The sequence below is a fragment of the bacterium SCSIO 12844 genome, assembly GCA_024397935.1.
Lineage (GTDB): Bacteria > Pseudomonadota > Gammaproteobacteria > Francisellales > Francisellaceae > M0027.
Genome location: CP073743.1, coordinates 1,094,589 through 1,115,362, shown reverse-complemented (window position 1 = coordinate 1,115,362; position 20,774 = coordinate 1,094,589). Strand labels below are relative to the sequence as shown.

General features: G+C 28.1%; 20 protein-coding genes. 10 read left to right on the top strand and 10 right to left on the bottom strand.

Translation table 11 applies throughout. From position 1 onward, the window contains the following. Positions 1 to 335: 335 nt before the first annotated feature. The 4 genes from bla to KFE69_05365 all read left to right on the top strand — a co-directional run bounded on the left by bla (position 336) and on the right by KFE69_05365 (position 4,890). Positions 336 to 1,277, top strand: a complete 942-nt coding sequence (gene bla / locus KFE69_05380) for a class A beta-lactamase (protein UTW43524.1) — start codon at positions 336 to 338, stop codon at positions 1,275 to 1,277. Positions 1,278 to 1,449: 172 nt separating this feature from the next. Further along, positions 1,450 to 2,547, top strand: a complete 1,098-nt coding sequence (locus tag KFE69_05375; GenBank protein UTW43523.1) for a hypothetical protein — start codon at positions 1,450 to 1,452, stop codon at positions 2,545 to 2,547. A 52-nt stretch (positions 2,548 to 2,599) separates the two neighbouring features. Then, a complete protein-coding gene (locus tag KFE69_05370; GenBank protein UTW43522.1) occupies positions 2,600 to 3,880 on the top strand; it encodes a beta-lactamase family protein in 1,281 nt (426 codons plus the stop codon). Between the two features lie 260 nt (positions 3,881 to 4,140). Further along, a complete protein-coding gene (locus KFE69_05365; protein UTW43521.1) occupies positions 4,141 to 4,890 on the top strand; it encodes a hypothetical protein in 750 nt (249 codons plus the stop codon). Positions 4,891 to 4,981: 91 nt separating this feature from the next. Here the strand turns inward: KFE69_05365 and KFE69_05360 are convergent, their stop codons facing one another. The 5 genes from KFE69_05360 to KFE69_05340 form a co-directional block, all read right to left on the bottom strand. After that, the gene (locus tag KFE69_05360) at positions 4,982 to 5,518 is read right to left on the bottom strand and encodes a hypothetical protein (GenBank protein UTW43520.1); all 537 of its coding nucleotides are present in this window, start codon (positions 5,516 to 5,518) and stop codon (positions 4,982 to 4,984) included. Between the two features lie 29 nt (positions 5,519 to 5,547). Continuing rightward, the gene (locus KFE69_05355) at positions 5,548 to 5,739 is read right to left on the bottom strand and encodes a hypothetical protein (protein UTW43519.1); all 192 of its coding nucleotides are present in this window, start codon (positions 5,737 to 5,739) and stop codon (positions 5,548 to 5,550) included. Positions 5,740 to 5,909: 170 nt separating this feature from the next. Next, the gene (locus KFE69_05350; GenBank protein ID UTW43518.1) at positions 5,910 to 6,431 is read right to left on the bottom strand and encodes a hypothetical protein; all 522 of its coding nucleotides are present in this window, start codon (positions 6,429 to 6,431) and stop codon (positions 5,910 to 5,912) included. Positions 6,432 to 6,554: 123 nt separating this feature from the next. Next, a complete protein-coding gene (locus KFE69_05345) occupies positions 6,555 to 7,337 on the bottom strand; it encodes a hypothetical protein (protein ID UTW43517.1) in 783 nt (260 codons plus the stop codon). 104 nt (positions 7,338 to 7,441) lie between these two features. Then, on the bottom strand, positions 7,442 to 8,158 hold the full coding sequence (locus KFE69_05340; protein UTW43516.1) for a hypothetical protein: 717 nt from the start codon (positions 8,156 to 8,158) through the stop codon (positions 7,442 to 7,444). A gap of 585 nt (positions 8,159 to 8,743) precedes the next feature. On the opposite strand from KFE69_05340, the gene KFE69_05335 reads away from it, so the two are divergent. Both KFE69_05335 and KFE69_05330 read left to right on the top strand, forming a co-directional pair. Then, positions 8,744 to 9,505, top strand: a complete 762-nt coding sequence (locus KFE69_05335) for a hypothetical protein (protein UTW43515.1) — start codon at positions 8,744 to 8,746, stop codon at positions 9,503 to 9,505. Positions 9,506 to 9,572: 67 nt separating this feature from the next. Then, entirely contained in the window at positions 9,573 to 10,973 is a 1,401-nt protein-coding gene (locus KFE69_05330) for a peptide MFS transporter (GenBank protein ID UTW43514.1), read from the top strand. A 12-nt stretch (positions 10,974 to 10,985) separates the two neighbouring features. Here KFE69_05330 and KFE69_05325 read toward each other — a convergent pair whose 3' ends face one another. Beyond that, positions 10,986 to 11,741 (bottom strand): glucose 1-dehydrogenase, encoded by a 756-nt coding sequence (locus KFE69_05325; protein ID UTW43513.1) that lies wholly within the window; start codon positions 11,739 to 11,741, stop codon positions 10,986 to 10,988. Between the two features lie 216 nt (positions 11,742 to 11,957). On the opposite strand from KFE69_05325, the gene KFE69_05320 reads away from it, so the two are divergent. Next, positions 11,958 to 12,998 (top strand): hypothetical protein, encoded by a 1,041-nt coding sequence (locus KFE69_05320; GenBank protein UTW43512.1) that lies wholly within the window; start codon positions 11,958 to 11,960, stop codon positions 12,996 to 12,998. Here the strand turns inward: KFE69_05320 and KFE69_05315 are convergent. Further along, positions 12,960 to 14,057 carry an IS4 family transposase gene (locus KFE69_05315; protein UTW43511.1) on the bottom strand — a complete coding sequence of 366 codons (1,098 nt, stop codon included), beginning with the start codon at positions 14,055 to 14,057 and terminating at the stop codon, positions 12,960 to 12,962. The genes KFE69_05320 and KFE69_05315 overlap by 39 nt on opposite strands. A 107-nt stretch (positions 14,058 to 14,164) precedes the next feature. Here KFE69_05315 and KFE69_05310 point away from each other — a divergent pair, with 107 nt between their 5' ends. Continuing rightward, the gene (locus KFE69_05310) at positions 14,165 to 14,617 is read left to right on the top strand and encodes a hypothetical protein (protein UTW43510.1); all 453 of its coding nucleotides are present in this window, start codon (positions 14,165 to 14,167) and stop codon (positions 14,615 to 14,617) included. A 76-nt stretch (positions 14,618 to 14,693) separates the two neighbouring features. Next, positions 14,694 to 15,800, top strand: coding sequence for a glycine zipper family protein (locus tag KFE69_05305; protein UTW43509.1), 1,107 nt, complete (start codon positions 14,694 to 14,696; stop codon positions 15,798 to 15,800). Here the strand turns inward: KFE69_05305 and KFE69_05300 are convergent. The 3 genes from KFE69_05300 to KFE69_05290 form a co-directional block, all read right to left on the bottom strand. Next, on the bottom strand, positions 15,789 to 16,100 hold the full coding sequence (locus KFE69_05300; protein UTW44017.1) for a helix-turn-helix transcriptional regulator: 312 nt from the start codon (positions 16,098 to 16,100) through the stop codon (positions 15,789 to 15,791). The two genes, KFE69_05305 and KFE69_05300, sit on opposite strands and share 12 nt — an antisense overlap. A 545-nt stretch (positions 16,101 to 16,645) precedes the next feature. Next, on the bottom strand, positions 16,646 to 17,341 hold the full coding sequence (locus tag KFE69_05295) for a helix-turn-helix transcriptional regulator (GenBank protein UTW44016.1): 696 nt from the start codon (positions 17,339 to 17,341) through the stop codon (positions 16,646 to 16,648). A gap of 519 nt (positions 17,342 to 17,860) precedes the next feature. After that, the gene (locus tag KFE69_05290) at positions 17,861 to 18,934 is read right to left on the bottom strand and encodes a hypothetical protein (GenBank protein UTW43508.1); all 1,074 of its coding nucleotides are present in this window, start codon (positions 18,932 to 18,934) and stop codon (positions 17,861 to 17,863) included. Between the two features lie 290 nt (positions 18,935 to 19,224). Here KFE69_05290 and KFE69_05285 point away from each other — a divergent pair, with 290 nt between their 5' ends. After that, positions 19,225 to 20,718, top strand: a complete 1,494-nt coding sequence (locus KFE69_05285) for a hypothetical protein (protein UTW43507.1) — start codon at positions 19,225 to 19,227, stop codon at positions 20,716 to 20,718. Positions 20,719 to 20,774: the final 56 nt, after the last annotated feature.

Sequence of the window (20,774 nt, the reverse complement as noted above, 5' to 3'; positions counted from 1 at the left end):
CCCTAAAGTATCATTCTATATTTCATAAAATTTATTTTTTTATTGCTGAGTTAAGTTATATCAAGCTTTAAATGGCCTCTCAATGATACAAATGTATATATCATTTACATTGAATTATTTTTGATTTATTCATATTATCTTTAAAAAATTTAACCTATTGTTTTATATTATAAAATACAAAAATATAAAGTATTTCATTTACTAAAAACCACATACAATTTTGTTTATTATTATAATCAAATTTATATTTAAAGTCCCCGTATTAATCTCAGGTGCATACAATTGCATATATGATAACCTTTTCCAAATTTTGGAAAAATTTAAAGGATATAAATATGATACGAACAAGCATTAAAAAGTTATTCAAATTCCAAATTTTTTTATTTTTAACATTAGTGGTATTTAAACCAACTATTGCCATTGCATCCACAACAAAACTTATAAATGAGCAACTTACTACACTTTCTAACAAATATGGAGGGCAACTTGGAATCTATGCCATTAATACTGAAAATAATGACACTGTTTCATATAATTCTAATCATAATTTTCCCATGTGTAGCACCATTAAAGTTATGGGTGTTGGAGCAATTTTAAAAAAAAGTATTAATGACCCATTACTGCTAAAACAAACTATTGTTTATAACTCAGAAATTGTTAATAAATCTGGTTACTCCCCTATTACAAGAAAACATGTAGGAAAAGGAATGACTGTGAAGTCCTTATGTGCAGCCGCTATAAGTTATACTGATAATACAGCAATTAATCTTTTAATGGAAAGCTTAGGAGGACCTGAGTCAGTTACAAAATTTGCAAAAAGTATTGGGGATAATAAATTTAACCTCGTTAGGTGGGAACCTCAATTAAATACAGCAATTCCTGGAGATTTGCGTGATACAACCACTCCAGAAGCAATGAGCATTAGTTTAAAGAAACTTATTCTAGGTAAAACTCTACCCTCTTATCAAGCAGACTTACTTACTAAATGGCTAGTAAACAATACAACAGGTGATGCTAGAATACGTGCGGGCATACCAAATAATTGGACTGTAGGGGATAAAACAGGAACATGTGGTAACTATGGAACAACTAATGATATCGCTGTCATTTGGCCAACTAATTGCAAACCGATATTCTTGTCTATTTATTATACACAAAGTAAAAAAGATGCTGTACCAAATAACAAAATAATTAAAGAAGCAACTATGTCTATTATAAACTTCTTAGCATCAAATGATAAATGTCTTTCTTCAAATTTAAAACACTATCCATTATAAAATATAGTTTATCTTTTTATAATCCAATATTTAGTTAAAATAGCTTCACATAAAACTATAAAGCCATATTAAGATACAAACATAAACATCCCGTATTATTACCAGTTATATACTGATTGATTATTTTAATATTATTGATGTTGTACTAACTAAATAATAAAGGTTTATAACAATGAATTATAAAATTACTCCTATATTTGACAGTGCTAAATACGTTGATACATATGATATTAATCATTTTGAATTATATAAAAAAAACTACTACCCACAAATGAACATTAATGATGCTTTTCATGGGTTACTTTTTTTAAAAAAATACATTGTAAAAGAAGGCACATATAACTCTTATCGACGAGAAATAGAACGTTTAATGCATTGGAGCTGGCTTATTGCAAAAAAATCAATCAATCAATTAAATGCTAATGATATCAAAAAATATATAAAATTTTGCAGTGAACCTATTCCAAGCTGGGTTGGATTATCAAAAGTGACTAAATTTTTATCTATTGATGATAAAAGAGTGCCTAATCATAATTGGAAACCTTTTGTTATTGTAACATCTAAATTACAAAAGTATTATGGGCTTGAAAATACAAAAAAAACAGAACTTCATTCTAGCTCAGTTAAAGAAATACATTTGATCTTAAGTACTTTTTATCGATTTTTATTGGAAAAAAAATATGTCAAGTCTAATTTTATGATTATAAACCGTTTGAATAGCACTAATAGACTATCTAGTAAGACAGTACAACCAAATAAACTGAAAAAACTTTCTAAATTACAACTGCAATACATTCTAGATACATCTAAAGAACTAGCTGATACTAACCCTATATTTCATGAACGTACTCACTTTATTGTTTCATTAATGCACCATACTGGTATTAAGCTTAGTGAAATGAAGTCACTAAATGATCAATATCCTAAAATGAATGACTTTTTTCAAAAAAAATGTGGACAATGGTACTTTAAAATTTTAAATAAAAATAATCAATATCGAACTATAAATATAAGTGAAAGCATGGTAAGTAACTTAAAACGTTGGAGAAAATATCTAGGCCTTAAACCTCTACCAGAATCTAATGAAAATATCCCATTATTTTTAAAACACAGAGGCTCTGGGCCTGTTAGCAGTGATGTTCATATAAGAAGAGTTGTACAACAATGTCTTGACCAAAGCATTGCTAAATTAAAAAATGATGGTTATGAATTACAATCTATTGAGCTAGTTAATGCAAGTCCTAGCATTTTATCAGTTGCTAATAGCTAATGATCAGAAATTAATTATTAGACACTAATATCCCTATAAACTAGGAATAAATATGAAATATTTTTTACGCTCACTTTTAGGAATCTTATTTATCATAATATCCAGTACAAGTATTGCAAATATAGATAGATATCTAATTAAAAAAGATCTAACTAGCATGGCAAATAGCTATTTAGAAACATCTAAAGGTGATATTAATATATCTGCTATATCCATTACAGTTAGTTCTGATAAAAACACATTTATTAATATCTATGCAGGTAATAGCCAACATAATGCTAAAGGAAGCCCTGTAAACCATAAAAGCTTATTTCAAATTGGCAGTGTTACAAAATCATTTACAAGTGCCCTTACTTTAACTCTAATAGACAAGGGGTATTTAACCTTAGATGACACTGTGGGGAAATACTTCCCATATACTTATAAAAACTGGTCAAAAGTTACCATTAGACAATTATTAAATATGACAAGCAGTATACCTAACTATACCGAATCAATAGAACTATCAAATATCTTGAGTCAAAATCCCATGATATATTTCACTCCCAGAGATTTAGTAAACTTTGCTATTCATCTAGAAGATGAAGTAGAAATAGGCCAAGGATATAATTACACAAATACAAACTATATTCTATTAGGAATGATTATTGATAAAGTTATGCAATCATCAATTTCATTTGAAAACTTAATGCAAAATTTTATTAAAAAACAAAATCTTAAAAACACATATTATATGAATAATTATTCTTCTGATAGAAGTATATTAAATAAGCTAGTATCAGGTTACTATAATGGAGATGATGATCCTGCTTTATCAAAATTCCGTGTTGCTGAATCTGATCCAAAATGTAAAAAAGGTCAGCATACAAAAGATATGAAATGTAATAATATGTCCTGGGGAGGCGCTGCTGGTGCAATTGTTTCTAATACTGAAGATATGGCTATTTGGGTACGAAAACTATTTACATCAACTAACTATGATAAATCATATGGTATTTTATCTAAAAAACGTTTACATGACCTTAAAAAATTAGTTTCAATGACAAATGGGAAAAACCTTGATATAACAGACTCCAATAATCCTGCTGCTTATGGGTTAGGTATTATTCAAAGTTACTCTGAGCTTTTTAAAGCACATATTTGGGCTCATGGTGGCGGTACAATTGGATATCAGACCATGTTTTACTATTTTCCAAAAAAATTAAACTCTGATACAGGTGAAGGTCTCATAGTAACTTTTGCTATAAATAGCAGTGATGATACTAAACATAATGATTTTCACTTACTACAACAACAAGTAATCAGTTACCTTAAAGAAAAAGGAATATTTTAACTTTATTTCCCCGTATAAAAGCCAGTTACGACAAAACAACAAAAATGCAATAATCAGAACATAAAATAATAAAAACAAACTACAAGGAGTTTTATAGTAAATATTAATTATTTTTAGTTATCTAACTCTTTTTTCATGTTAGTTTTTAGCCCCCTTGTTGTTGCTATTATAGCTAAAAACTAACATGATTAATTTCTAAAATAAATAAAGGGAGCTACATAAAATTCTATCAGCTAAACTAAATACAAGAGACCAGATAAATGTTAGAACATCAACTATATAAATATCTTCATGATCCAAGTTGTAAAAATAGATATTTAGTATTGGATTATGTAGAAATATTAAGAAAAAAAGCAGTTGAAAACTTGAAAAATAAGCACGTCGGTAAAGATATGGGGGCTGATCAGCTGTGGCCTGAAATAAAAAAAATATGTAGCCAAGAATGTAATAATTTAATAAATAAGATCACAATTCAGGAATACTTTAAATTATGTATTTTATTTGAAGATATTTTTGAAATTAGCAATAAATTATCTAATCCAATATTACAAGTAATACTATTAACACACCCTTATTTAGATAAAAAAATTATTCATGAATTTAGCAAAGATAGTGAAAACCAAATTAGCAAAATAAATATACTTGCAGAAAAATATCAACAACAAAATGTTACTAAATTAGCATACTCACTATCTAATAAATTAAATGAAGCTCTAAGTCACCTTATATCAAATGAAAATTACAAAAAACCTTATCATGTTTTGAGCTATATCAATCAGATAAATAGTATTACACAAGACTCTGAAGAAATTAAACAATTATCTTCTCAATATAATTATAAGGGTGTAATAGGAAATGTAATAATTGGGTTAACGGGAGTTGGTGCTATAGCTATCGGATTAAAAGCCAGCTATTCTAAAATTAAACACGGCCATGCTGATATTTTTTTTAGGGAAGATTATACAAAAAAATTAAACATTACCCCCCTACGTCATGATTTAACTGTATAAATAATTAGGCCTCTATTAAACCCGCCATCAAGATTGATTTGGATTTTAAGGCACAACTATCAAAGATTAAACCTTCTTCTAATAACTTCTTTCATGAGCTAAAGTCTTTATGAGGCTTTTTAAGCAGGTTAGTTTTGCTTACTCCATTAAGATAAAAAATAGAATTTGAGTTATAACTATTAAATGATTGAAACTCACTTTTTGTTGTCATATTATCTGAATTTAATTCACTACTCTGTTGCTCAAGAGATCCTTTATTTGATTTAGCAGCAAAGTATAAATTGTAATCACTGGTAAATTTCTCTTTTATCCCATCTAAAATATTAAATAATTCTGTAGTTATCTGATGAACTTTTGCCTTTTTATTATTTTTACAAATAAAGTCTATTTGTGTTCTCATACCACCACTTAATGAGGCCATTTTTAAATCAGGTGCGCTAACCTTTTGTTTATTTTCCTCGTGCTCATCAATTAAAGTTTTAATAGGCGTATTTATAAAGATTTCCAATTCTTGTAAAAGAAGATCTATGTTTTCAAAATATTGAAGATTTTTAATATTGTTTTTAAAATTATAAACTTTTTTTACAAGGTTGTTATACAAATCATCAGATGGATAATATAATTTCATTAGATCTCCTTTTAATATATTTTATGAAGTTATTTCTCAAATCTTATTAAATCTTCTAGATGCTTATCAAGCTCAATTAAATCAGGATCATTTTTATTACAGAAAGGGGTTGGTGCTTGTTTTTTATTATCTAATGAACTAGATTGTTTATTAGGATTAAAATTAGGATTTTCATTTGTAGTATTAACTGTATCTCCTGGAGCCTTTACATAACTTTTCATATATATACCTCTCTTTGTTGTTAAATTTAATATCACTAAATCATAATAAAATTTTAATTAAAGTAAGGCGTTTAAGGAAGCCTTTGACTGTATTGATAAAATACAATAAATTCAAAATTATCTAGCTAAGCTATGTATAACTAATACAAAATGAGAAATACAAATATTGATTAAAACTCTACTTTAAAACCAACCATAAATACATCTCCAACAGTACTAAGACTCACACCAGCATTATGATAGGTTATATCTAAATATAATAACCCAACTGGAATTACAGGTGAATAGTCACTTAAGAACATACCTTTACCATCTTTATAACCATAAATTATACCTAAGTTATAACCTACTTGAAAATTCCAGTCTCCTGTTTTGTTCTCCCATAAGTTCCTGCGAATGCCTACGGTATAACTTCGTTGATGAAATGAATTAATAAAAGTCCCAGCAGTCAATGACTTATAACTAATGCCAATCATGTTATTTTTATAATTATAGTCTCTAAATGGATGCTTTTCAGAAACATGATAAGACCACATACCAAGATATAATGAGTCTGTTGGTGCCTCACCTTTTATAAAATCCCACCAAGATTGATCACGTTTATCTGAAGCATACAAACCAGTTGGAAGTATTAATATACAAATAGCAATTATTCCCATTATATAATTAATAAATTTATTATTATTTTTCATTTTATACCCCAAAATTATGCTTCCTCCATCCAACATCAACCCAATAAGCCTGATTATATTAATACCAAAAAATTATATGAATAATATTTATGTATTTTAAAAATACATTAGTCCACTTAATCACTAACTGTAGATATCATTAGCGAGATATTGACGATCTTTATTCTGAGGAAAAATCCACGGACATTTACTTTGAGAATTAGAAGCTTGCTGACAAGCAAAAATGATATCACCTTTATAAAAAGTATAATCAATATTTGTATCACATTTTGTTGATTTCACCCCTGAATCATCAACTAAAATACTGCATCCTGAACCGGTAGAATTAGAGAAATTGACCCTAATAGTATTTGTATCATCACTATTTTTACAATCAGCATATAATTTACCATCTGGGGCTACTATAAGATTTTTACCACATGCACTAGGAAATGCTTTACCCAGACCAATACTTTTAAGACCAACTGGCAAAGGAGCTCCTGGTGGTTTTGCTGTGATATCTAGTTGAGCTCTTTTACTATTTGACCAACTAGCTCCATTACAGTTCATTGAAATATCAAAATTTTTTTGGTTTGTTACCTCTAATTGACAGCTGTCTCTACCACGAATTTTTACCGTTGAACTAGTATAGTCCGTTAAGAGCTGAAACCGTAATGCGCCTTTTTGAAAAAAACAACTACCTGAGTTTTTTTGTTGAGTATAAAAAATCTTTGTATCACCTGACTTTAATATAGTTTCTCTCTCAAAGTCATATGCATACCAACAATCTGTATCAAGTTTTTTTATTGTTAACTGCCAAGGTGTATTATTATGTATTTTCACATTCCACTCTTGCCCAGAAAATGCTTTATTCATAAATAAAGCCAAAATAATAAAAATGGTAGTAGATAAGTTTAATGTTCTCATAATCAACCCCAGGTTAACATTAATATAATCAAATTTATTTAATTTACTGATTCTAAGGAATAACACAGCTAATTATTACTAGTCTTTATACTTGAATTAGTTGGTCACAGAAATTTAACTGGTGAAGTATTTACAGCTTTCTTTTGACTAAATGCCCATGGGCAAGAACTATCACTATTTGTATGCTGCTGACAGAAGAAAACCACTTTATTCTTAACAACTCGGGAATCTATATTATGACTGTCACAATATATATCTCTTATTTCCATAGAATCCGTTAACTCAGCATAGCAAGCTGTGTTAGTTGATGAAAACGTTATTTTAGTTTTTTGAGGGTTATAACTTGAAGTATATATTTTTCCTACACCAATACCATGCACGCTTGTTAGTAGGGATATACTTAAATCATAATTACATTTATCATTAGAAGTTATTAGGATTCCTGAACCATCAACTTGAGGATCATAACAATGCCCTTTCCAGCCCGAAGTTACATAAGTTGATAATCTAACTATACTACTATTACCAAATATATCAGTAATTTTAATTTTAAGAAAATGTGTTTTTTGAATGGCTACACCATCGTTATAGCAATCACCACTCCTTTTATCCTGTGTGCGATAGTCTTTGCTTTCATTAGAAAAAATTACAAAGTCATTTTGGAAAGTGTCTTCATTATCATACCAACAATTACTACTAACTTTAGAAACAACAATAGGAAAAGCTGATTTATTTATAATTCTGCCAGATACAAAAGTTTCTGCATATACAAAGTTACTCATAAAAAGAAAAATTATAATGAATTTAAATAAGTTTTTCATGTCAACCCAAATCAAACAACCCATATCCAAATATAAATACTAATAAATAAAAATAAAAAACATACTGGTATTTATACGAGATTAAGTAGTATTTCAAATTACCCAAGCATTTATATGTCCTTGACCATTAATAAACAGCCATAAATCAACGAAGTCGCTCAACTCACTAAAAGTAGATAAATTTGAAGTCTTGATCATTTTATTAAAAAATAATTTCATCTGGTTATTAGTATGATCTCTTTTTTTTATATTACATTTTTCTAAAAGCTTTAATTTATCACTTTTAATAAAAATACATTGATATAAAATGCTAAATATATTAACCATATCAATAGTTTGATTTTGGTCTTCAATAGAAAAAGCCTTATTAAGGCTAATAAAATAAATAATAAGCAAGCAATAATATTTGTACACTTTAATATCAGCACGTCAATAACTATTATTAATTAAAAAAATACACAATTAAAGTCAACATTAAAACTAGCATTTTTACTTGTAAATCAGGTAAAAAACTAAGCTTACATTCTTCTAATTTATCATATCTATTTATAAACAGCACATCAATCAAAAAGAAAGGAATATAATTTGTCCAGTGATAATTTAAAATCTATTCTTTCAAACATTCAACAAACATCAAAAAATATTCAGCATATAACTATTATTTATAATAATCTTGAAAATATAAATAAATTTTCGATTGAAGATCAAAATAATATAGAAAAAAACCTATTAAAATTTAATACAAAAATTTCTGATATCAATCATCTAATTCAAACATTCAAGAATTTCAAACATAAACAACATCAACTCGAAAATAAGTTTTTGTCTGAAATGGCTAATATTTACTACAATGCCAAGTCAAATATAGTTAACTCTAATAAAGCAAGTGATAAAAAAATTAATGCCTTTAACCTATTACTTGGTGATATATGTGAACTCAATCAAAGTAATCAATTAATATTCAAAGACAAAAGACCTAGTATTGAAACTATAATCGATAACATATATGCTGTTTGCATGATGAAACAAAACAAACCAATATATCCAAACTTTTTTAATGAACTTGTGAAAAAACTAATTGAAAATAAAGAGGTTGGTTTACAAATTAAGAGTTATAACTTTAGCAAATTAGAACCTATTATTTATAAAGAAAATAGCAAATCTACTATTACTCAAGAAATCATTCAAGATAAAAAATCTCAGTTAGCAAATATATATGATGAATTTGTTGAAAATATTAGCTCCATTATACTTAACAGCACCGACCAACTATTACCACCTACACCATTCTGCAGTACATTTTTAAACAATCAACCACAAGAACAAAAAAATTCAATTGAGCTATAATTCAAATTATATAACATAAAACAACTAATATTTACTTATAAGCTTGCTTAAAATACTGGAGATTAAATTGCGACATCTAATAGCAAATCAACCGAAAGGGCTATGGTATTTTTTTGGAGTTGAGGTATGGGAAAGATTTAGTTACTACGGTATGAGGGCTCTTTTAATATTATACCTTACCAGTGAATATTGGAATATGAATGATACCGAAGCTTATTTAACTTATGGTAGTTATGTTGCGTTTGTCTATATGGCACCAGTTATTGGTGGCTATATCTCAGATGTTTTTATTGGTCATACAACTAGTGTGAAATACGGCTGTGTTTTAATTGTTATTGGACACTTGTTACTTACACATCAGTCTTGTTTTTTTCTAGGACTTGCTTTTGTTGTCGTTGGCACAGGATTCTTTAAATCTTCAATGGCTGCAAGTATTGGAAGACTATATAAAAAAGGGGATCAACGAAAAGACTCAGGCTATACGCTTTTTTACATGGCAATTAATATTGGCTCATTCTTTGCAATTCTTTGCGTACCCATAGTTGCTAAATATTTAGGCTGGCATATCGGTTTTGGACTAGCTGCATTTGGAATGATACTAGGTTTAATTGTATTTATCATTGGCCAAAAAAAAGGTGTTCTACCTATAGATCAATTACAGGCTTCAGTTAGAACAAAAGTTATTATTGTTGTTTTAGCTCTTTTTTCTACCACGATTTTTACCTATTTTATCTCTCACCCAACAAACACATTAATTCTTTTATATATAGTAGCTGGCATAATAGCTATCTATCTTGCATATAAAGCAATTACAAAAGGTAAGGAATATCTACTAGCGATTTTTGCTGTAATTAAAATGGCCATTATTATCATGATATTTTTTGCACTGTTTGAACAAAGCGCTACGAGTATTCTTCTTTTCACTGAACGCCTAGTTAATTTGAATATGCTTGGATTTGAATTTTCATCTGCAAGCATTATGGCCTTAAACCCATTATTTATCATTATTTTAGCCCCATTTTTTGCAAGTTTATGGTCAAAGTGGAACCCTACTGTATTTGCTAAAATGGGAATTGGACTAATTCTAACTAGCCTTGCTATCGCAATTGTTGCTTTTGGTGCACATAAAGCAATTAATGAACCCTCTATCTCATTACTTTGGATATTATTTTTCTATATATTTTTAACAATGGGTGAATTAGCATGTAGTCCGACAGGGCTTGCAGCTATTAGCAAGGTTGCACCAATTGATATTGTTGCCGTATTATTTGGAATATGGGGAATTAAATCTTCTTTCAGCAATTATTTTGCCAGCTATCTTGCCACATATACAGATGTCACTAATAGTACATTAGGGCAAGCTGAGTCATATTATAATTTATTTTATTATTTAAGCTTATTTGCATTAATTATTGGAATTATTGTGATCCTATTATCACCGCTATTTAAAAAACTATACCATATCTAAAACTATATTTAGTTATAATACATGCCCCCCATCTACTTCAAAGATTTTACCTGTAATCCAGCTTGCTTCATCTGAAGCTAGAAACAAAGCCATATTTGATATATCAACTGGCATTCCCGCCCGTTTAAGTGGAATATTACTTAAATAATATTGCCACAACTTAGGGTTAGAATTTTCGGTTGTTTCATTCATTCCAGATTTAATTACTCCTGGGGCAATCGCATTAACTCTAATACCATATTCAGCTAGATTTAATGCCGCATTTTTTGTCCATTTATTCATTGCAGCCTTTGAGGCAGCATAACCAATACCATGTTGCGCTGTAACTGTTGCTGCAATCGATGAAATATTTATTATACAGCCCTTATTTTGCTCTTTTATCATATTTTCTAAACAAAGTTGTGATAAATAAAGCGGGGAAATGGTATTCACCTGAAATACTTTTTGCATTTTATCTAAAGACAATTCAAAAATATTTTCTCTAGCTAGCATAGCAGCATTATTAATTACAATATCAATATTACCTAGTTGATTCAAAGCTTTTTGTACAAATGTCTTTACACTTTTTACATCAGAAAAATCAGCTTGGAACGCTATTGACTTACCACCATATGAATTTATGGTAGTGACTGTTTCAATGGCAGTTTTTTTATTTGAGCAATAACTCATAACAAGCTCAGCTCCTTCTTTAGCAAAACTAAAAGCGAGATTTTGACCTATTCCTTTACTTGCACCTGTTATGATTACTTTCTTATTTTTGAACTTCATATAATTATCTTACTTATTTTCAATCTGATTTAAAAAATCATAAATAATCTCATCAGAAATACTGCTAGGAATTTTACTGAATTTTTTAGTAAAAATACCAGCTTATGCATTCCAATTTACATAATAACATCCATAGCCAATTTGAATAAATATACTATATTTACCATGAAAAACTCACCTACACTTTATGAATTATTTAATGAAATATTAAATAATATGAAATATTTATTTATCAAAACCAAAGAAAATTCGATTTATATTGATAAAAATGACATAGATAAGCTTAATATATTAACAATTGAAATAATAAATCCCTTTTTAGAAAAACTTTCAACACCACAATTTACAGATAATAGCATTCTAAACAACATAATTACCAACTATCAAGACACAATTGAAAATAATATTAAAACATTATTTAAAAATGAAACAACCAAAAATAATTTCAATACAATCTCTATTGACAACATTATTAATTTTGAAATTATTTTAAAATGTCTATTTGGCATAAATAAGCTATCTTTATTGTCAAAAGCTCTTGTTAATTTTAAAGAAATTAAGCTATCCAATGTCAAACTAGCTGAAAAACAAACTCGTATACTTAATAGCTTAATTGCGCATTTTAAGCTAAATATAGATACAAAAACAATAACTGATAACTTGACTACATTATCTAAAATACAAAAGCTCAATGATCAAAAGACACTAGAAATTGCAACAAATAATGCCTTAATATCCCTTTGTAAAGCTAAAATTAATAATCAAAATGATATTGTTAATCAATTAATATTAGAAACTGCAGATCTATTTTTAAATATTATGAAGCCTACCATTAAATACTTCAGAAAGAATTCAAAAATAAAAACCATATTTAATAGTATATTTAGTGATTTCTGTTATTTCAATGATACAGGAGGCGTTGAGATTTTAATCAAAAGCCATGATATAAATGATTTCATCTTAAATACACATGCTTCGTGCATAAAAAGTTACTCTGATAGTAAGAATAAAAATATACCTACTTTTTTTGATGAATTTATAAAAATCATAAATCATAAATTTAATCTTAAATTACCTTATAATACCATAATCCAAAACAAATCAATTGATATTAACCATACAGATTATTCAACATTAAAACTAAATGAACTTTTAACTAAAAATGCGTATCTAAAAAATGAAATTGAACTAAATAATTATGAAATAAGTAAAATCACACTACATGACACCTACCAGAGCCATTCTTTGACTAATTGATATTTTAGGTTTAAATGTAGCTTTGATAATATTACAGATATACTCTGAAGAATTAATGGCTCTGGCTAGCGATTTAGCAATAGTTTCAGTACCAATTTTAATCAAAGACTTAGCTTTAAATCCATGCTTTTTAATTTTAATAGGTTTAATGCTTTCTAATATTTCACCTGTACGATAAGACCATATTAATGCAATGGATACAACAAACATAAGCCTTGAAAGTTTTTGCATATCAGTTAAGTGGGTATTCTCAAAATTAAAACCACGTTTTTTAATAGCTGAAAAAAATGACTCAATCTCCCATCTTATTTTATATTGATCGAGTGCATTTAGGTTAAACTCTCTAGTTACAACAATAACTAATTCACCTGTAGGCAGTCGCAGTCCTGAAACATATAAATCGCAGCCTACTATACACTTTGTATTATGAAGTGTTCTTGCTTGTGAAGCTTTAAGAGTTAGAAATAATTTTGAAATCTTTTTATTAGAAGCTAGATAATTACCTTTGGCTCGAATAACAAATTTAACTTGTTTGCTAGACAAATAAGCTATCCAATTTCCATCAATAAATTCACGATCACATAAAAGTGTTTTAATTCTAGTTGCAGGAATAAATTCAAGTAGTTGATCAAATAGTCTCTGCCTATCAATGGCTTTTGAGTTACCTCTCTTTCGCTGAGGAAGCAGTGACCAAATCACAGGAATTGCAACACCTTTATAAGCAATAGCAATCATTAGAAAATTAATATGTACCTTGCCAAACTTCCAGTTAGTTCTATCCATGCATAATATGACTTGATCAGATAAATTGAAAATGGTGTCGACTAGTTTCCAGAGGCTAAGAAAAGATATTTCAAACCTTGTGATAAAACGTTGAAGACGCCTATAACATGACGTAGTTGATGCTTTTGATGGAAAACATTTAGCAATTTGTGAAAGATTAACATCATTTATTATCTGTAGGGCAATAATAAAGTAAGTTAGGCATTCAGTATTCCAAAAAGATAAGTTAAAATAGTGCTTCAGTGACTGTTGTAATTCATTGATGTGTTTCATCATATCGCTCTTTTTTGTTTTTTGGCGATTATAAGAATGAACGATAACAATGAAAAATCAATGGGTTACACCGTTACTGTCGTGTAGTGTGAAGTAAAATAGAAAATAACTTGCAAGAGAGAATTAAAAACACCACCAGCAAGATTAATACCCAATACATAAAGTCTTTGAATACCACTAACAAAATCAAATTAAAATCTAATAAAAAATCAGTGCCACAGATTATAACTGAAAATAATATAGCGCCAATAATAACACTAACTAATATATACTGCAAAAACAATGATATAAATAAATGCATCTCTAAACAAGCAATTTCTGACTATAAAAATGATAGTATTAAATTTGGAATTAACTATTTAAATATAATTATCATAATGAATCCAGACAGTTTACTTACACAAATAGCAAATTATATAAACAGAATAAAGCCAACTGCAAACCATCTTAATAAGTTAATTAGTGAAGCTCTTAAAAATTCATATGACAACCCTACTACCCCATTTTTTAATGAAAAACCTATTGTTGATCAAAATAATTTATCCTCTCTTAACTTCCAGTAAATTACCCAGTGACATTCTGTATAACTTTAAGAATACAATTAGCAAAATTTTTATGAACTTGAACTTAAGAAAAATTATGAGCACTACAAAATCATATGATAACTATATAACTTTAGATGATATATTAGGCCTAGAAACCCAAAAATCTTTTGGCAGACATCCAGCCCAATCACCATACCTTGAAACGGAATTAAGCAATAGTGAGTTAGATAATAATTATATTAAAATACTACAAGGTTATCATAAGAGTAAGGAAAAAAAATGGGATGATAGGAATCCTATAAATGAAATTGATTTCATGAATTTAAGTGATGATGATCAACTGAAATTCCTAAGGTTGCAAGCTATTTATTGGGATATAATAACCCATATTAAAACCAAATATATACTTGATGACGCTATTGGTAAAACTATAAGTAAGAACAACATATCTGATATTTATTTTTATAAAAAAGACTGTTATAACAGTGAAAGTAAAAAAGTTAATATTTTAAATGAGCTTCATATTATAGATTTAACACTATCTATATTAAAACGTAACTTTCCAAATGCTAACCTTGACACTAAAGCATTAATGCATTTTTTAGTGTATTGTGGACTAACGACTCGCTCTGATGCTATTAGTTTAACTATAAATCAGAAGAATATAATATGTAATTATATAAACGCAACAAACTCAATTCAGATTAATAATCAGTTTGATTTAGATTTTAAAAATAGCTGCTTAAATACATGCAAACATTGCTTACAAAATGAAAATTTTACTAATAATACTGATAATTCATTAAATATACTTAACGAATCAACTAAGGCTATTAGTAGTTACAATTCAGGCTCAAACCACTGTCCATTAGATCGATTAAATACAATACAAAAATATAATGATAAATATGAAAAAAATAAGCAAAAATGGTCTGACTATCAAGTATCTAAAATTGTACAGTCAGCCGTTATTGCAGCTATACAAGGATTAGCTTTTGGAGTACTAGTAGGATTAATCGCAGGAGGACCATTAGGCGCTTTTGTAGGCGCATCTATTGGCCTATACTTTGGAGGTACAGTAGGAACCATTCAATCCATTGCCTCTCTAAAAAGAACAAATACTACACCAATATTACCACTATATTCACATGACAGCAAAGGTCACCCTATCAACTCTTCCTTATCCTTCTCAAATCAATGATCGATGAAACTGCCCAAACAAATATGTTAGTTTGTTTTTCTTATATGTATCGAGCTTATACTTAGCATTATCCATATGAAAATCAATTGTCTTTTTAGATACATAAAAAATAGCTGAAATCTCACGATTAGTTTTACCCTGAGAAGATAACTCAATACAATCGACTTCTCTGGGTGTTAGTTTTGGTAAATTAGGTTTTGATAAATATTTTCTTAAAAAAGTATTAAATAGCGTGTAAGTGATACTTTCAAATTTTAGTGAGGCACCAAAGATAAATTGATTTGTTTTATCTTCAATCATTGTTTTTATAGATAAATACTCTGAACCATCTATAGTTTCTTTACCTAGAAATATTTTATTATTGATAGCATCTACATCACTTTCATTAATTTCAATAGAACATTTTTGTTTAAATGTATTATAATCTGTACTACCTATTATATTTTTCCCAAATTCTTTTTGATGAGCTTTATTTGTCTCAAAATACATTCCATCTTTTGATTTTATATAAAATGAAAATGGCATAGATTCTATATATTGATTAAATAGCTGCTGCAAAAGTTTTTCCTTTTTATTTACATAATTAGCTGTGATAAGAATATTATCATTATTTGACTTTATAAATTTCCAATTAACTTTAACACATTGATTTTCTTTCTCACACTCACTATTTAATGTATTACTTCCAATCATAGTATTTATAACATCTGAAATGTCATAATCTAATAACTTACTTAATTTTATATAGGATATATTTTTATACACTTCTCCCAACTGAGGATTCAGAATAATTAAAGGCATTTTAAGTTTTTTACAAACATCAATCGCAAGTTTTTCATTAATAATCATACCAACTCCAATTCAGAAAAATAGAAACCTAAGTAATAAGCTAACTTTTTAGGCTCATTTAAATTCAATTTTTTAATAATATTACTTATATGCCACTCAACAGTTCTAGATGACAAACTTAGTATTTCTCCTATTTCATATGCAGACTTTCCTTCAATAAACCATTTCAAACAATCTTTTTCTCTAGCTGTAAAATTTATATCACTAACTTCTGGTGCAATTTGATTTTTAAAAAAATCTAATTTAGGAATATCACTTTGCTTTACCGAAATTCCAAACAGATAGTCATCTACCGAGGTCTTAATTGAAATAAAATTAGTCAACTTCTTATTGATTTCAACAGTTTCAACTAGTTGAACATCTTTCTTAGTTTTTAAAACCGTATTATCATTTTTAGCCAAGTTATCTGCTTGTTTATACCAACACAAATCAAAGTCAGATTTATAAACAATATCCTTAACACCAGCAATGTTACTTGTATAGTTATTAGAGAATACATATTCAAGATCTTTTGACTTAGCATAAATTGATATTGGCATTTGATTCATAGCTAAAAATATCTGCTTATATTCAATAGACTCTTTGCTAACGAAGATTACCAATATATCATCAAAACTCTCATATAGTTGCCATTTATAAATACTTTCACTATATCTAGAGTAGGTATACTTTTTTTTAATTAACTCATCCATGTTAATATTATTCTCAATGCTTAATGATAATTTATAACCTAGTTTTTCAAAATATTCATTTCTATAAACAACTTTTCCATCAATACTCGCAAATATTAATGGATAATTTAATGAAGAAAATAATATTTTTAGTTGATCTAATTTTTCTTCAATCATTGCTCACCTCGGTTATATCTATTTTATTTAATTAGTTATTTTGTGTTCAACTAGTATTTTTACTAGAGACATTTATTCAATTTTATCGATAAAATAAATAAATAATTATAAAGCCCCATTTAAAATATAATTAAACTTATTATTATCTAACATTTTAAAGTATTTAAATTTCATATTTCACACTCCAATTTTTTACTATTATAAAACTAATTATTTTTATAAGTTATAATTATAATTTACTGATATTAAGAGCATAACAATAGATTAGGGTTGAATATATATTTTGTATGTATTCGAGAAATACAAAGGCATTTTAATCATACATTTAAATTAGGTTAAATTATTGATTTTTAATTGTTATATTTATCTATCTATAACAGGTTCATTCGGTACAATTTTTGGTTTAAAATTAAAAAATAGACTTTTAGGTAGTTGAATAGCAGGTTGATTACGTTTAAACTTTACTGAACAGGCAGCAATCTCTTGTCTGATAAATTCATTTTCAATTAAATCAGGACACTTTTTGCATATGCCAGCAATAAAGCTAATCACTTTATTAGGGTTATGTTCTATATGATTATCTAGTTCTTTAACCGTTATTTCTCTCCTAAATAAATTAAGCGTGGTACTGGATGTAACTTTGTTTCTGTTTGCATAATCTAGATATATATTTTTTACAAACTCTATATTAGAATCAGTTAAGCAAGGCTGGCGCTGACCATTCAAATTGAGTCCTCTAAATAAATTATTATGAAATATAGCTAAAGAGTTGCTATTTTTTTTTAATTGATACTCATAAGCTAGTTTTAGATCATTAATTATATCTTCTAAGCTCTCTTCTATACTACTATTAATTTTATTTCTTTTTAATGATAAGTCTAGTTTATCTATTTCATTAACACCTAACATTAATTCCATTGATTTATATGAATGATCATTTTCAATTGGATATTTTTTATTAGTAAATAAATTAACTACCTTTTTAGACTTCTTTGAGAATTGGCTAAGCTGCTGCATAGAGTTACTTAAATTATGATTCATACAAGCCAATCTGCTTATATTTTCATTATTTTCTTTATTAGTATTATTAAGAGATTCAATTTCTTGTATTTTGATACTTATTTTAGATTTAACATCCTCTGTTAGTGAATAACCTAAAATATCATGATCTAATTGATGAAATAAATGGTTAATAGCCTCTAATTGATTTTTACTTCTATCTTCAACCTGGTCATCTGATAGCAACTTATTAGTAAATGCAAACACATTACCAATATAATTTCCTTTCAACATTAAATAAATTTCAAATAAAAATATTTTACTTACATCTATACCTTCAAGAAGATCGATATTCCTGGCCCCTCCCCTCAAATAATCATTATAAATAAGCTTAAGATTCTTAATATCTCGATCAATAAACTTTATATCAATAGACATAGCATATCTCCTTACTTTAGTTACGATTTGAAAAAATAACTTACTGACTTAAATCCATTTAACTAATTAAAAGGCCACATTCACATTTTTATGAATTCTAAAAGATATCTCCAATATCCTTTTGATATGCTATTTAATCTATTCCTAACCCCGTAAAAACATAACTAGTATATATACGGGATTTGTATACGAAGCTCAACCCGTAAAAATACCAGTTTATTTACCACGCTAGCATTGGGATATTACACAGCTAATTTACATCGTATTAATTCTTATAAGGAATCGTATTTATGATTAACAATGGAAATGAAAGTAAAAATCAATATGGTACTTTTCAGACAAGCCAGAATTTAGATAATTCATCTGAAGATGATTTAAACACCATTACAGTAGTATCTAATAGCACTTCTGGTAATAACCCAAATAATTTAGATAATACCAATGTCAGCAGTATATCAGATGAAGAAGGTAATCATACAATTATAAATTTAGGTGATGATAATACTAGTGGAAATACCACAAATTTGACAATTTCTAAAATGGCAGCAGGAATGTTTGGTAGTGTAATTGGTATTTCTTATTTTCAACAATCATTATCTCTAATCCCTACACTAAATAAATATTTACCTAAACCAATAGCATTTAGTGCTTCCTTAATCGCTGCTATTTCATCTGGAGCAATAAATGCTACTTTAGCAGCAACCGAGTTTAGAAATATCTTTCAAAGTATCCAACAGAACATTTCACAAGGAGGCTATCAAGGTCCTATAAAAGCACTTGTGCTTATTTCTGGAATTGCTATAACAACTTACCTTCTTGGCATACCTGGTGAAATTGGCGTTCAAGCAAGTGCTATATTCTCGGCAAAAAATGTATTTAATGCTGCTGATTTCATCGCTAATGTAATAGGCCTCTTTGGTCAAATACCTGTAGGTATATTATTAGCGCAGTCATTTATTTCTAAAGTAATGAACATTATAGAGATCATACATGGCGAACTCACTCATACACCTGAAGCTTACTTGAAAAATATTAAACAATATATCAATAAAGAAGGTAAAGTCTTACTTCATGAATCTGAAGGTTCACTTGAGCTTTTGGTCAATAAGTACAATAGTATTAAAACTGCTTATAATAACGGACAAACTATTGATTTTTCTGAATTACGTTATTTTTATATTAAAATTTTTATGACAGAATTTCTAAGCCTTTCAAATGCTGCAGCCTTAGTTGGCACCTCGGTTATTAATAACTTAAATATTCATTTACTAAAAACATTAGCAGAAAGTGGTGATCTCCATCACTCTCTTGGACCCTATGCTGAAGCTTTTAAAAATGCAATCGCACCCACAGTTACAAGCTCAATATCAAATTTTGCATTATTTCCTCAAATTATGAAAGATAATATTGATATGCAATCAAGCAATGTTTTTGCTATTGTTTCAGATCAATATCATAATGAAAGAAATAGAGTCAGAAGTAAATATGGACATCCTCAACAAAGTAGGAAAACTGAGCTAGCTGAGGTAGTAACTACTTCAATATTCACTGGTCTTTCTTTGGGGCCAACAATAGGGGCAGCATATCAAGGAAATAAAGAGAGTGAATTATCTAAACTAATACCTACAGTCTCAGTAACTAACTCTGGCGCAGCAGCAGATTTTGCCAACACAGTCATCCCTAAGGCAGCAAGAAAGATCACTAACATAGCAAAAAAAGTCCCTATGCCATTTTGTAATTGGAAAGAAAAAGATGAAAATAGAAACCTAGCAGTAGAAGTATAAAGAAAATATCTTAAGCACACTATCCTTGGTACACTACGCATTTACATAATATTAAA